We start from the raw sequence: 13090 nt of genomic DNA on the forward strand, positions 1-13090 counted from the left end.
CAGGCGCACTCGGCGCGTCTGCACCCGGACCCGACGGAGCATCCGTGCTCGGCGAACTCGGCGCACTCGGCGCGTCTGCACCAGGCGCACTCGGCGCGTCTGCACCCGGACCCGACGGAGCATCCGTGCTCGGCGAGCTCGGCGCACTCGGCGCCTCAGCACTCGGCGAGCTCGGCGCACTCGGCGCATCCCCACCCGGGGACGACGGGACCTCGACCGACGGAGCCGACGGAGCCGACGGCGCGTCCGTGCCCGACGGGATCTCGGGCGCGCTCGGTGCGTCACCCGGGGCGTCGAGCGTGACCGCGCTGCTGTCGGGGCTCGACGGGAGGTCGACCGACCCGCCGCCGTCGCCTGCCGACGATCCGCCGGCGTCGCCCGCTCCCGGCGTGGGGGCGTCGTTGGACACGTCGACCGCGCCGCCGCCGCCGGACTGGCTGGATCCGCCGCCGCCCGCACCCGGCGTCGGTGCGTCGTTGGCGACGGTGACGCCCGAGCCCGGGCCGGCGCCGTTGGCCGCGTTCGCGCCCGTGCCCGATGCGCCGGGAATGCCGCTCACGTCGGGCCGCGCTCCGGACCCGCCGGGGCCGCCGGCGCCACCGGGACCGCCCGCGCCCGACGGGCTGCCCGCACCGCCGCCGGGGCGTCCGGCGAGTGCACCGCCGAGCAGCGCCCCCGCGGCCATCGAGCTCAGCGGACTGAACGGCGTGCCGTTGAGCGACGACTCGGCGAAGCCGCTCGCGAGGCCGTCGACGGCCCCGCTGCCGGTCTCGACGCCGATGTGCGTGACCCGGCGGATCACATTGTTGCTCGCGCCGTTGGTGAGCAGTCGCCCGCCCGCACCCGACGCGACGCCCCCCGCGCCACCGCCGATGGCCGACGACAGGGCCGCGTTCAGCACGTTCTGCGGCTGGTAGCTCGGGTCGAGCGCGCCGCGGACCGTGTTGAACGAGACGGTCGTGATGCCGCTCGCGAGGCCCGCCGAGAGCGCCTCGCGGGCGACCCGGATGCCGCCGCGGATCGCGACGCGCGCCGCGCGCAGCGCCATCATGATCAGCGTGCGGAGCTTGCGGCAGAGCGCCGCGATCTTGAGCGCCCAGCGCGTGACCGTGAGCATGATCTTCGCCGCCATCGCGGCCGCGCCCGCGCCGAACGTCACCGCACCGAGCAGCGCACCGATGCCGATCTCGAGTGCGATCTCGACGGCCATCTGGGCGACGAACCAGCCGATCTCCTCCCAGGCCTTGTCGACGGCCTCGCGCATGCCGGTCGCGAAGCCCGCCATCGAGCCCGCGCTCTCGGAGACCCGGCCGAGCGACGTGCTGAGCGAGGTCTGGCAGGAGAGCATCTTGCCCTGCTGCGGCAGCGTCATCGCGGAGACGTTGGTGAACGCGGAGTCTATGCGGCCCTGCGCACGGCTCAACGCGCCGGACAGCTCGTTCCACGCCGACTCGGCTGAGGAGAGCTTGCCGCGGTCGGCCGACGGGAGCATGACGCCGAGCGTGGCGAGCGCATCCTTGAGGAAGTTGCCGAACTCCCCCAGCGGCCCCTCGGGCCCGGCGCCCAGCGAGCTCGGCACCGAGGCGCTCGGCGCGACGATCTTGGGATCCTCCTCGGGGATGGTCGAGGACGCCGCGGGCTTGAACGCGCCGACGAGCTGGGCCCCGTCGTAGGCGCGGCCCGTGTTGCCGAGCGCGGCGTCGACGATCCGCAGCGAGTTGGCGACGCCGAGTGCGGCCTTCAGCACGTCGACCGCGTAGGTGTCGTAGCCCGGCTCGCCGTCCTGGCCGTTCGCGAAGACCTCGGCCGACTCGTCGTCGCCGGCCATGCCGCCGGTTCCGCCGAGCGCCGACTCGCAGGCCCGCGCGGCCTGCGAGATCGTCTGCGCGATCGAGTGCAGGGCGACGCCATCGGCGGCGAGCCGTGCGGCATCGAGCTGGACCTGCGACATGAGTCGTCTCCCGGAGGGTCGTATCGGAAAGCTGAAGTGCGGTCGCGTGACCGTGTGGGTGCTGCGGCGAGGTGCGCTACGCGCTGAGGCCGCTCTGCAGGTCGGACCACGCGGTGTCGAGCGAGTCGATCGTCTCGCTGTACGCCTGGTGGGCGCCCTCGACCTGGTCCTGCAGGGCCTCGGCGGCCTGCGTCATCGCCTCGGCCCCGAGCTGCCACTTCTCGAACATGCTGAGGAAGTTCGCCATCGCGGGCCCCTGCCATTCGGCGGGGAGCATGTAGGCGAAGCCGCTCGCGCCCTGCTTGAGGGCCGAGCAGTACGTGACCAGCTCGCCCAGCATGTCGGCGAGGGCCTTGAGGTCGGCGGTGTCAGCCTGCTGCTCGGCCATCTCAGACCTCCCTGCTGATCACGGCCGGCTGGGCCTCGAACGTGGGCTGACCGAGCGTGGCCTGGTGGTCACCGGCCCCGCCGTCACCGGCCCCACCGTCACCGGCCCCACCGTCACCGGCCCCGCCGTCACCGGCGGCGGTCTCGCCGGAGCCGCCGTCGGCGCTGCCCGCCTCGGCGCCGTCGGTGCCCTCGGCGTCCGCGTCGTCACCGTCGGCCGGTCCCTTCGACTGCTGCCCGGCCGACGGCCGGCCGAGCGCGCCCCCGAGGAAAGCCGCGCTGCCGCCGCCCTCCTCGTCGCGCCCGAAGAACTCGGCGATGTCGTCGGCGCGTTCCTCACCGCGGCTCACCTTCGCCCCGAGGGAGCCCGACGTCGCCTTGATCGACGCGACCGACTGCACGCGACCCGTGAACGAGCGCTGGGTGCTCGACTCGTTGGTCGTGTACGACCCGTCGGCCGCGATCAGCCCCGCCTGCAACGACGCGAGCGACTGCCGGACGAAGCCCGCGGTCGACATGAACGTCGCCCAGCCCTCGGCGAAGCTGTCGGCGTCCTCGCCGCGCCAGGTCACGTCGACCGTGCCCTTGACCTGCGCATCGACCGTCGACAGGTTCGTGTCGAACGTCGACAGCACCGTGCCGAGCAGCGCCGAGACCTCGCTCAGCGCGGCGGCGCGGACCCTGAATGAGACCACGAGCTCCCCTTCTCACCGAGGTCGGCGGCCACGCGCCGCCGACCGTGTCGACTCGGCCGGAACGTCAGCCGTTGAACGTGCCGGCGATCGCGTTCTCGCTGTCCTCGTAGGAGAGCGCGGCCTGGTTGAGCAGGTCGCTGATGCCCTGCAGCGACTCCTTCAGCTGGAGACCGGCCTGGTCCCACTGGGAGTACAGCTCGTTGAAGCTCATCGAGGCGCTGCCCTGCCAGTCGCCCGAGATGAGGCCCTCGACGAGGGACTTGAGGTTGGACAGCTGGGACTCGATCGACTGCGAGCCGCTCGAGAGCTGTCCCGCGACGCCGGCGAGGGAGTCGGATGTGACGCGGATCTCCGCCATGGTTTCCTCCAGAGATGGATGCCGATTGCCGTGGGAAGTAGGGACTTCCCTCCGGATGGCTCACACGTTACCCGCTTCCCCATCCGGAGCCGATGGGGAGAACTCCCCGTCCTGTTCTGCTAATACGTGGCCGCGCCATCTCGTGCCGTCCGCGCCGGGTATGACCGTCTGCGCCCGGTACGACCGTCCTGGGTGGCGCGAACGACACGAGCCGGCGCGATTGCGCCCGGGTTCGGGTCCGGTGGGTCCTGCGGTCAGGCGGAGCGGAGCTCGAAGCTGAGGTCGCCGAGCCAGACCGTGTCGCCGACGCCGGCTGGCACGCGCGTGCCCGCGGCCTCGAGCGGGGTGACCACGCCGCCGCGTTCGAGGCGCGAGCCGTTCGCCGACCCGGCGTCGCCGATGAGCACGACCCCGTCGGCCACCTCGAGGAAGAGGTGCACGCGCGAGACCGAGCGCGTGTCGTCTTCGACCTCGACCGCACGCACTCCCATGGCCAGCGCGGTGTCCGCGGGCTTCCGGCCGATGACCGCGGCACCCGAGACGACCACCCGCTGCCCGGTCGAGAACGCGAGCTCGACGCGTTCGAGGGGCGGTGCCGTCTGCGTCGCCACGGGCGCGGGCGCGGGCTCGCTGCGTGCAGCCTGCTGCCAGGGCAGCGTGCGCGGCAGCGGGACGGGCTCGACCGAGGCCGGGCGTGCCGCTGCCGGGGCATCCGTTCGCGGCGCCGCCGCCTGCTCGCGCGGGCGCGCGAACTGCGCGGGCACGGGAGGTCGGAGCGGCTGCTGAGGGATCAGCTGGCCGCACTCGACGCAGTACATGCTGTTCGGCTGCAGCGTGGCGTCGCAGTAGGCGCAACGGGCAGATGCCACAGGGAGGTCCCTTCGGTTGTCATACGGCGCCGGGCGCTGGGCAGGGCGCCGGGCACGAGCGCGGGGCGCCGGGCCAGTCTAGTTCCGGAACCGGACGATGCTCGCCCGGGTTGCCGAGCGAGTCACTGCCGGATGTCGGGCACCCGCACCGGCAGCCAGCCCGACGACGTGGTGAGCACGGCGGAGCCCGGCGTGCCCCGCCCGAGCAGGAACTTCGGGATCGGCGTCCCGACCGCCTGCGTGCCCATGATCGACGACTCCGGGCGCAGCACGAGCGCGCGCCGCGCGCGCTTCGCCTCGACGACCGGCCCGCCGAAGAGCGTGGACAACGACTCCGAATCGGCCGACACGATGAACGCCGCACGATGCTTCACACCCGTGAGCGCGTGCTCGATGGGCGCGTTCTTGAACACCTCGGCGTCGTCGACCACGACCGTGACGAACTCGCCGGCGCCGTCGAGCACCTGCTCGAGGTCCGGCGGGGCGATGTCGCCCGCGGTGATCACGGGGATCCCGTGCCCGGCCGCGACCTCGGTCAGGATCGACTCGCGCGGCGAGACGACGACGAGCGGCGTCTTCCGCCACGCCAGCTGGTGCACGATCGCCGCGAGCGCCGACGAACGACCCGACTTGCGGCCGCCCGTCACCACGAAGCCGCCGTCCGCGGGCCAGTCGATCGTGAACCGCGAGAGCAGGTCGCCGCCCACCGCGACCACGGGCCCCTCGGGTGCTCCGGCCTCGCCCAGCGGCAGCTCGTACGACGCCGTGAGCGCGAAGTGCCCGGGCAGCGGGTCGACCCGGAACGGCCGCGGCAGCTCATCGAGCTGTGCGAACTGGTCGAAGTGGTCGCGCACCTGCTCGACGATCCGCCTGAGGGCCGCGGTCTGCGCCTCGCCGCTCGTGTCGCGCACGAGCACCGCGAGCTGCGCCTCGGTGCCCGCCGCACCGAACAGCACGCGCCCAGGGGGCAGGTCGGTCGGCACGTCCTTCGCGAGGATGCCGGCCGTGCGGTAGTCCGACAGGTCGCGCAGCGGCAGCACGTACTGCTCGTCCATGAATGACGTGATCTTGTCGCCCGAGATGCCGCGATCGCCCGTGAGCAGCACGCGCACGCCCACGGCGGGCCCCTCACGCAGCACGCGCATGAACTGGTCGCGGAACGTCACGAGCTGGTCGGCGTTCATGGTCGAGAGCATGCGCTCCCAGCCGTCGACCGTGACGACCGCGTACGGCAGGCGATCGGCCTCGGCGACCTGCGCGCGCTGCTCGGAGATGTGCCCGACCCCCGCGGCCGAGAGCACCGCCTGCCGCCGGCCGAGCTCCTCGAGCAGGCGCTGCACGAGCCGCGGCAGCCGGTCGGCGTCGAGCTGCGTGACCACCGCACCCGTGTGCGGCGCGTCGACGAGCGGGAGCAGCGCGCCGTTGCCGAAGTCGAGCACGTAGAGGTGCAGGTCGGCCGGCGAGTACACCTGGACCAGCTGCGCGAGCGTCGTGCGGAGCGCGGTCGTCCGGCCCGACATCGACCCGCCGATGAAGAGCAGGTGCGAACCGCTGCGCACGTCCCAGGTGAGGCTGCGCTGCGACTGCTCGCCCGGGACGTCCTCGAGCCCCAGCACGATCGCCTGATCGGGCACCTGCTGATCCTGGAAGCGCTCGAGCGGCAGCACCGTCGGCAGCGGCAGCAGCCACGGCGAGGGGTTCTTCTGGATGCCGAGCTGCTGCGTCGCGGCCGTGATCAGGTTGACGAGCGCGCGCAGGTCGGTGTCGTCGTGGTCGGTGTGCTGCGACGACGACGACGCGACCTTCGGGTACTGCACCGGGTAGCCGAGGCCCTCCCAGGTGAGCTCGGCCTTCCTCGGCAGGACGCGTACCGCGCGCTGGATGCCGGGCCGCACCCCCGCGACGCGTGCCGTCTGGAACGCGACCGGCGCCGCCGAGGGCCCCGTCCGCACGTACCCGCGACCGGGGGTCGAGGGGCTGATCAGCGCGGCCTCGCCCGACCCGAGGATGTCGGACGAGTCCGACCGGTCGGTGACGCGCAGCGCGACCCGCAGGTTGATGTTCGACTGCATCTCGGGCGTCACCACGCCCGCCGGCCGCTGGGTCGCGAGCACGAGGTTCACGCCCAGCGAGCGCCCGACGCGCGCGATGCGCACGAGCCCGTCGATGAACTCGGGCAGCTCGGTGCGCAGCTCGGCGAACTCGTCGATCACGATCATGAGCCGGGCGAGCCCGCGGCGGGCCGCGGTGTCGGCGTCCTTCGCCCACGCCGAGTCCACGTCCTTGGCGTTCATGTCGCGGAGCACCCGCTCACGCCGCTTCAGCTCGGCGTCGAGCGAGGCCAGCGCGCGCTCGGTCTCGCGCGCGTCGAGGTTCGTGACCATGCCGACCGTGTGCGGCAGCCGCTCGCAGTCGGCGAACGCCGAGCCGCCCTTGTAGTCGACGAGCACGAAGTTCAGCGCGTCGGGCCGGTTCGCCATCGCGAGGCTGATCACGAGCGCCTGCAGGAACTCGGACTTGCCCGAACCGGTCGTGCCGGCGACGAGCGCGTGGGGGCCGTCGCGGCTGATGTCGATCGCGAACTCGCCCTCGCCGGTCGCCCCGACGATGACGAACGTGTTGCGCGGATGGGTCGACCACCGCCGCACGATGGGCTCGGGGTCGTCGAGGTCGAGCTTCATGAGGTCGGCGTAGCGCACCGCGGTCGGGAGCATCGCGTCGTCGCCGACGCCGCTGACGTGCCGGATCGAGCAGAGGCTCCGCGCGATCTCCTCGCAGCGCGGCACCGACATGCCGTCGAGGAGGACGACGGGGTAGTAGTCCGTCCCGGTCTCGACACGCGCGACGGCGGGGTCGGCCGGGTCGATGACGACCACGCTCTTGGCCTCCTCGGGCAGGCGCGAGCGATCGCGGTCGAGCGCGACGAGGTGGATGCCGTGCGCCGCGCCGTGTTCGAGCAGCGGCACCATGCCGGGCAGCATCCGGTACTCGCGCGCGCCGTCGACGACGACGAGGATGTCGCTCGGCGGCTCCGCACCGCGGTGGCCCGCGACGCGCATGCGGTGCTCGAGCATGACGCCGAGCTCGCGCAGGCGCTCGCGCCGCGTGTCGTCGGAGTTGCCGATCGTCGCGGGCGTGCCGGCGATGGCCTGCGCGTGCGGCAGCCACGCCGTCCAGCCCCAGTCGGCCTCGGCGTCGTCGGGGCAGATCACCACGAGTTCGGCGTCGCGCGGCGAGCGCAGCGTCGCGAAGCCCGCGACGAGGCTCCGCGCGACGCTCCGGGCCGCGTCGGCCGGCCCGGCGATGCCGAGTGCGCCCGCGCGCAGGTCGGGTGCGACCGGGACCGGCGAGACGCCGACCCGCCGCGCCGACGTGCGGTCCTTGCCGCCGCCCTCGAAGCGGACGTCGAGCGAGACCTCGGCGACGCCGACCCGCACGGTCATGGCGTCCGCGTCGGTCCGGCGCCGCTCCCAGAGACGGCTGAGCGGACGCGTCGCGATGTCGGCGATCACCACGGGGTCGGGCAGCCGGAACCAGGTCTCGAGCCGCTGCAGCTTCGCGAGCTCGGCGATGCGCCGCCCCGCGGCGTGCACGTCGTCGATCCATTCCTGCTCGGTCTTCACGCCCTTCTTCTTGGCGAGGCGGCGGTTCGTGAGGAACGAGCCGATCACCATGATCGGGCTCGCCGCGGCCATGAGCAGCATGATCGCGCGGCCGAAGACCACGGCCATCGTCACGCCGAGCACGACCGGGATGATCGCGGAGAGCCACGGCATGGGCGATTCGTCGGGGTCCTGCGGCTTGTCGCCGGGCAGCGCGACGACCGGCTGCTCGGCCGCGGGCCGGATGCGCGACGGGCGGTTGAAGCCCCGGTCGCCGAGCGCGTCGGGGGTGAGGTCGGCGTCGGCCATGGGTGCGATGCCGAGCCGGATCACGCTCGACCCGAGTTGCACGAGGTCGGCGGGCACGATCGTCGCCGAGCCCGTGACGAGCTCGCCGTTGACCCAGACCTCGCCGCCCTCCTGCGGGACGATCGTCGCGGTGAGCGGGGCCGGGCGGCCGTCGGCCGCGGCGTCCGCGACGGTCACGGTCGCGTGGACGGGCGCGAGTGCCGGGTCGGCGATGCTGAGCGAGGCGGATGCTCCGCTGCCGATGCCGACCGCGACACCGCGCGCGATGGGCAGCACCTCGCCAGAGAACGGTCCGCCGACCAGCTCGAGCCGCAGGGTGCCCGGCGCGAGGTCGGCCGTCGGGCGTGGCGGCACGCTCACCCCGGACCGCAGCTCGCTCTCGGCCAGCGGCGCCTCGGGCGGTGCGGCGTCGAGCGACTCGGCGGGCACGCCGAGCGCGTCGGCCACCTCGCCGACGGTCGTCGCCTCGTCGGTGTCGAGCAGCCACGAGCCCGGGGCTCCCCCCGCGTGGTCGTCGAGCGTCAGCCGAAGGCTCATCGGTCCTGCCTCTCCTGGAACGTCATCGGGCCCCCACACGGTCGAGCGTCGCGATCAGTGGACGGAGGATCCCGGATGCCTCGTGGTGGTCGACGGGCGCCGGCGGCACGATCCACGTGGCCACGCCGTCGGTCTGGTCCGGCGGCGCGATCGGGACCGGTCCGGAGGCCGGGCGTCCGGGGCGGGCGGAGCCCTCGGCGGGCTCGCCCTCGGTCTCCGCGAGGTCCTCGGGCACGAGCGTCACCGAGGCGGTCGCCTGTTCGCCGCCCGCGGCGAACTGCACGGAGAACTGGTCGACGCGTCCCGGCACCGCCGTGTAGACGGCCTCGTCGCCATCGCACGCGACCCGGCCGTGCATCGCGGGGCCGCATCCGACCAGCACGACGTCGTCGCCCGCGACCGATACGGCCAGCGTCGAGAGATCGACCGAGGCCGTGCCGTCGGCGCCGACCGGCGCGATCAGGTCGAAGGTCACGAGCGGCTCGGCGGCCGGCCGGTACACGGCCGCGTGCACGGTCGCCCCGGCCGACCAGGTGCCGAAGTCGTCCGCGAAGCGGACGCCGACCTCGGCCGGACCGGTGTACCCGGCCGCCGCGCGGAAGACGAGATGCGTCGGGGTGGCCCAGACCGAGCCGGCCTCGGCCGGCTTCACGGCGATCGCCTCGAGACGGCCGCCATCGGCGCAGACCGCGCATTCGACGCCGAGCTCCGAGACCGGCAGCCGCAATAGGCTTCCGGCGGCCACCGGCCAGGTCGTCGCCGCCGGACGGGCCGTCGGGACCTCCGGACCCGCGAGCCGCACCCGGTAGCCGACCGTGGTCGAGACGGCGTCGTTCGTGAGCGCGACCTCGAGCACGACGGTGCCGGCCTCAGGGTCGTAGGCGCCGGCCGCGAGTGTGATGCGCGTCGGATCGCAGCCCCTCACGAGCGGGCTGGCCGCGGCGACGGCCGCGCAGTCCGCGATCCGCCACGGCGGCGCCGGCTCGATCGAGGTCTCGCCGAGGTAGGGGATCTCGACGTCGGCGGGGCTTGCGGGCTGCGGGATCGGCTCAGCCGACGCCGACCAGGCCGCCGACACGATCAGCGCGGCGAGCAGCACGAACGCACCGAACGCGATCGTCGCCGCGCGTCGGACCAGTCGTGCCACGTACCCACCTCGTCACCCGACCCACCCCGGGCCTCCGATATAGCATGGTACGCGGTCGATCTACCCGGCCGAGTGGGGTGCCAGCCCGTGGGTGCGAGAGGGGGCGTGCGATGACCGATCGCGTCGCGCCGTCCACCGTGCCGCCGGCGGCGCCTGCCCCCGCGACATCCGCCCCGCCCGCCGGCGTGCGCGCCGTCGTCGGCCGCGCAGCCGGCCAGCCCGAGCTCGGCACGCACGGCGGCTCCCGGAGCCTCGGCGCCGCGTCGTCCGTCCTGCCCGAGCTCGCCGAGGTCCCGCAGCGCGAACGCCCCTGGTGGAGACATCCGGCCTTCCTCGTCTCCATGATCACGACCGTGCTCGCCCTGCTCGGCGCACTCGCCTGGTGGATCGTGTCGATCGTGACCGACGACTCGGTGCGTGTCGACGGACTCTCGCTCACGATCGAGCGCGGCAACGCGCACCTCGACTGGGGCGGCCCCGATGCCGCGTACGCGCTGTACGCCGTGGACGCCGACGGCTCGGCGACCGACCTGACCCAGCTGGTGCGCGGAACCGAGGCCTGGGTGCCGAGCGCGACGGGGCTCTACGACGACGCCACGTGCTTCGTCGTGCGTCCCGCGTCGGTCGATGCCGAGGTGACGCTCGACGCGGCCTCGCTCGAGGGCCAGCGCGGCGGGGGCGTCTGCGTCGCCGACGCGGCCACCCCATGACCCGCGCTCCTCGCACGACCTCGCCGGCACGGGTTTCTCGCGCGTCGGCGATCGAACGGGCGCGGATGGCGGGTCCCGCTCGCTCGCACCCGCCATCCGCGACCGTTCGACGCGTGCGCGGTGGGCTCGGGCTCCGGATCGGGATTGCGATGCTCGGACTGGTCAGCGTCGGCGCGCTCACGGGCTGCGCGAGCGCGGTGCCGGCGCCCACCGCGCCGCCCGGCGTCGACCTCGAGAGCTTCGACGGCGTCGACGGCAACGGGCTGTGGCTGCTTCCGGGGGCCGAGGCCCGGACCGAGATCCTCGACGCGATGCGCGCCGGCGGACCCGTGAAGGTCACCGGGTCGTTCACGGAGCTCGTCCAGCCCGACCCCGAGAGCGATCCGGTGCGCGGGCGCACCATCACGGTCGACTTCCACGGCCGCGCCGACGCGTTCACGGCGAACGTCGTCGCCGGCGATCAGCAGCTGCACGTCGTGCTCGACGACGGCACGACCCACGTGCGCGGCAACGCCGCGTACGCGGAATCGATCGCCGCGCCCGACCTCGCCGACCGCGTCACCTGCACCGTGGGCTCGGACCCGACGCTCGAACGCTGGTCGCCGCTGTTCTCACCCGCCGCCCTGGTCGAGGACGTGCTCGCCCACGTCGAGCTCGGGGTCGCCCCGCCGGCCGGCGACGGCGAGACGCTCGAGGTCGTGGTCGGCACCGAGGGATCGCCGTTCGGCGTGCTCACCGTCGAGCGCTACGGCGCACCCCTGCCGCGCGGGTTCACGGCGGCGGATGCCTCGGGCGACGCCACGTTCGCCTTCGCCGAGTGGGGCGTGGCCCCCGACCTCGCCGCGGCCGCCGCCGCACTCCCCTGCCCCTAGCCGCCCCCGCTCCCCGCCGGTCGAGTAGCGCGCGAGGAACGAGCACGCGCCTCCCCGCTGGTCGAGTAGCGCGCGAGGGACGAGCACGCGTATCGAGACCCGGGCGACCCGGTCTCGAGACCGGCTCACCGGGTCTCGATACGCTCGCTGGCGCTCGCTACTCGACCAGCCCGCGGGTCGGCTCAGCGGGCGACGGGGCGCGGGCCCGCGGCGAGCTCGCGGTCGTAGGCCTCCATGGCGAGGCGGTTGCGTTCGGCGACGCCGCGGCCGCGCTTCGCGATCCAGCCGCCGAGCCAGATCGGCACCTCGCGCGCGATGACGCCCGCGGCGATCGCGAGCGGGTCGAGCCAGCGGCTGTTGACGAAGTCGATGGCCTGCTGCTGGGTGAGCTCCCACGCGTTCACGGTGAGCAGCGCGGCCCCGATGTACGAGAAGTACACGAGCGCGCCCACGAGCAGGCCGAACACCGCGTACATCCACCACGGGCCGCGGTTGATGATCACCACGAGCAGCGCGAACCCGACGAACGTCGCGATGATCGGGACCCAGAAGATCGGACGCGTGAGGAACTGCAGGAACAGGTCGGTCGCGTCGCCGCCCGCCTGGCCGAGGAACAGCACGTACGCCACCGCGGCGTAGAGCGCGGCGAACACCGCGGTGCCGATCAGCGCGACCAGCACCCCGAATCCTCGGTTGCTCTTCGTCTTGGGCGGGGTCGGTGCCTGCACGTACACGGTCTGCGGCGTGTGCGGCTCACCCGCGAGCGTCGCGGCGCCGGCCACGGCCGCGCCGGCGGCCGGCGGCACGTACGTCTCGCGGCGGACCGAGTCGGCGGCGACGGGATCGGGCGTCTCGTCACGTGCCGCGTCGGATGCCACGGGCACGGCGTTCGCCCGCTGCACGGCGGCGTCGAGTCGCGACTGCGTGTCGCGGGGTTCGTCTTCGACCGGTGCACCCGGGTCGGCCGACGCCGCGACGGTCGGGGACGCGTCCGCGGTGACCGTCTCGGCCCCGTCGTCGTCCCCGGAGTAGGGCGCACCGGGCACGTACCCGCTGCCGGACGGGTCGCGCCGCGTCTCCGCTTCCCCCGCGGCGGAGTCCGCCGCACCGGCACCCACCGGCGGCTCGACGGAGTCCGGGGCCTGGCGCGTCGGCTGGACGACGGGGTCGACGATCGCGGTGTCGCCGGGGCCGAGCGGCCCGGGCTCGGCCGGAGGCGTCGTGGTCGCGCCCTCGGGCGCGCTGAGCTGGGTGTCGGAGCGCGGTTCACCATCCGGCCGGTCGTCGGCGGGCTCGATGAGGTCCGAGTCGTACACCGCGGTGTCGCCGGCCCGTTCGGCGGCGCCGTCGGCCGGCGCTCCCCCCGAGGCATCCGTCACCGGCTCGCCCGGCGTCGAGCCCGAGGCATCCGTCACCGGCTCGCCCGGCGCGAGCGGCTCGCGGGCCGTCTCGGCCGCGGCATCCGCCGTGTCTCGCTGCTCGCCGTCTCGCCCGCCACCGGTGTTGCTCATGATCGCGCTCCTCTCGGGCGCAGCCTGCGCACCCACGATGCGCTCACTGTAGCAACGCGCGACAGCCCGTCCGGGGACCTCCCTCGGCGCTTCGCGAGCGCGTGCGCCGCACGAGTGCTTCCACGTTGGAAGTCGAAAAGTG

9 protein-coding genes and 1 pseudogene are annotated in these 13090 nt (G+C 74.0%); 2 read left to right on the forward strand and 8 right to left on the reverse strand.

All coding sequences use genetic code 11. From position 1 onward, the window contains the following. The 7 genes and pseudogenes from RH864_RS01120 to RH864_RS01150 all read right to left on the reverse strand — a co-directional run. A pseudogene (locus tag RH864_RS01120) lies at window positions 1–1951 on the reverse strand (hypothetical protein); the annotation flags it as partial. 76 nt (window positions 1952–2027) lie between these two features. Continuing rightward, the gene (locus RH864_RS01125) at window positions 2028–2339 is read right to left on the reverse strand and encodes a WXG100 family type VII secretion target (RefSeq protein WP_310515656.1); all 312 of its coding nucleotides are present in this window, start codon (window positions 2337–2339) and stop codon (window positions 2028–2030) included. Between the two features lies 1 nt (window position 2340). Then, the gene (locus tag RH864_RS01130; RefSeq protein WP_310515657.1) at window positions 2341–3033 is read right to left on the reverse strand and encodes a WXG100 family type VII secretion target; all 693 of its coding nucleotides are present in this window, start codon (window positions 3031–3033) and stop codon (window positions 2341–2343) included. Between the two features lie 64 nt (window positions 3034–3097). Beyond that, window positions 3098–3391 carry a WXG100 family type VII secretion target gene (locus RH864_RS01135; RefSeq protein WP_308797163.1) on the reverse strand — a complete coding sequence of 98 codons (294 nt, stop codon included), beginning with the start codon at window positions 3389–3391 and terminating at the stop codon, window positions 3098–3100. Window positions 3392–3645: 254 nt separating this feature from the next. Then, window positions 3646–4260 (reverse strand): FHA domain-containing protein, encoded by a 615-nt coding sequence (locus tag RH864_RS01140; RefSeq protein ID WP_310515658.1) that lies wholly within the window; start codon window positions 4258–4260, stop codon window positions 3646–3648. 122 nt (window positions 4261–4382) lie between these two features. Beyond that, on the reverse strand, window positions 4383–8708 hold the full coding sequence (locus RH864_RS01145; RefSeq protein WP_310515659.1) for an FtsK/SpoIIIE domain-containing protein: 4326 nt from the start codon (window positions 8706–8708) through the stop codon (window positions 4383–4385). Between the two features lie 22 nt (window positions 8709–8730). Next, complete coding sequence (locus RH864_RS01150; RefSeq protein WP_310515660.1) at window positions 8731–9855, reverse strand: hypothetical protein; 1125 nt, start codon at window positions 9853–9855, stop codon at window positions 8731–8733. A gap of 110 nt (window positions 9856–9965) precedes the next feature. Here RH864_RS01150 and RH864_RS01155 point away from each other — a divergent pair, with 110 nt between their 5' ends. After that, on the forward strand, window positions 9966–10565 hold the full coding sequence (locus tag RH864_RS01155) for a hypothetical protein (protein WP_310515661.1): 600 nt from the start codon (window positions 9966–9968) through the stop codon (window positions 10563–10565). Between the two features lie 149 nt (window positions 10566–10714). Further along, entirely contained in the window at window positions 10715–11437 is a 723-nt protein-coding gene (locus RH864_RS01160) for a hypothetical protein (RefSeq protein WP_310515662.1), read from the forward strand. A gap of 182 nt (window positions 11438–11619) precedes the next feature. Here RH864_RS01160 and RH864_RS01165 read toward each other — a convergent pair whose 3' ends face one another. Beyond that, window positions 11620–12948, reverse strand: a complete 1329-nt coding sequence (locus RH864_RS01165) for a hypothetical protein (RefSeq protein WP_310515663.1) — start codon at window positions 12946–12948, stop codon at window positions 11620–11622. Between the last annotated feature and the right edge of the window lie 142 nt (window positions 12949–13090).

This window comes from Agromyces aerolatus (assembly GCF_031432255.1).
GTDB lineage: Bacteria > Actinomycetota > Actinomycetes > Actinomycetales > Microbacteriaceae > Agromyces.

Excerpts from the sequence above, each read along its gene's own strand:
- RH864_RS01125 (WP_310515656.1), bottom strand. The coding sequence starts at position 2,339 with ATGGCCGAGCAGCAGGCTGACACCGCCGACCTCAAGGCCCTCGCCGAC.
- RH864_RS01135 (WP_308797163.1), bottom strand. The coding sequence starts at position 3,391 with ATGGCGGAGATCCGCGTCACATCCGACTCCCTCGCCGGCGTCGCGGGA.
- RH864_RS01145 (WP_310515659.1), bottom strand. The coding sequence starts at position 8,708 with ATGAGCCTTCGGCTGACGCTCGACGACCACGCGGGGGGAGCCCCGGGC.
- RH864_RS01155 (WP_310515661.1), top strand. The coding sequence starts at position 9,966 with ATGACCGATCGCGTCGCGCCGTCCACCGTGCCGCCGGCGGCGCCTGCC.
- RH864_RS01160 (WP_310515662.1), top strand. The coding sequence starts at position 10,715 with ATGCTCGGACTGGTCAGCGTCGGCGCGCTCACGGGCTGCGCGAGCGCG.
- RH864_RS01165 (WP_310515663.1), bottom strand. The coding sequence starts at position 12,948 with ATGAGCAACACCGGTGGCGGGCGAGACGGCGAGCAGCGAGACACGGCG.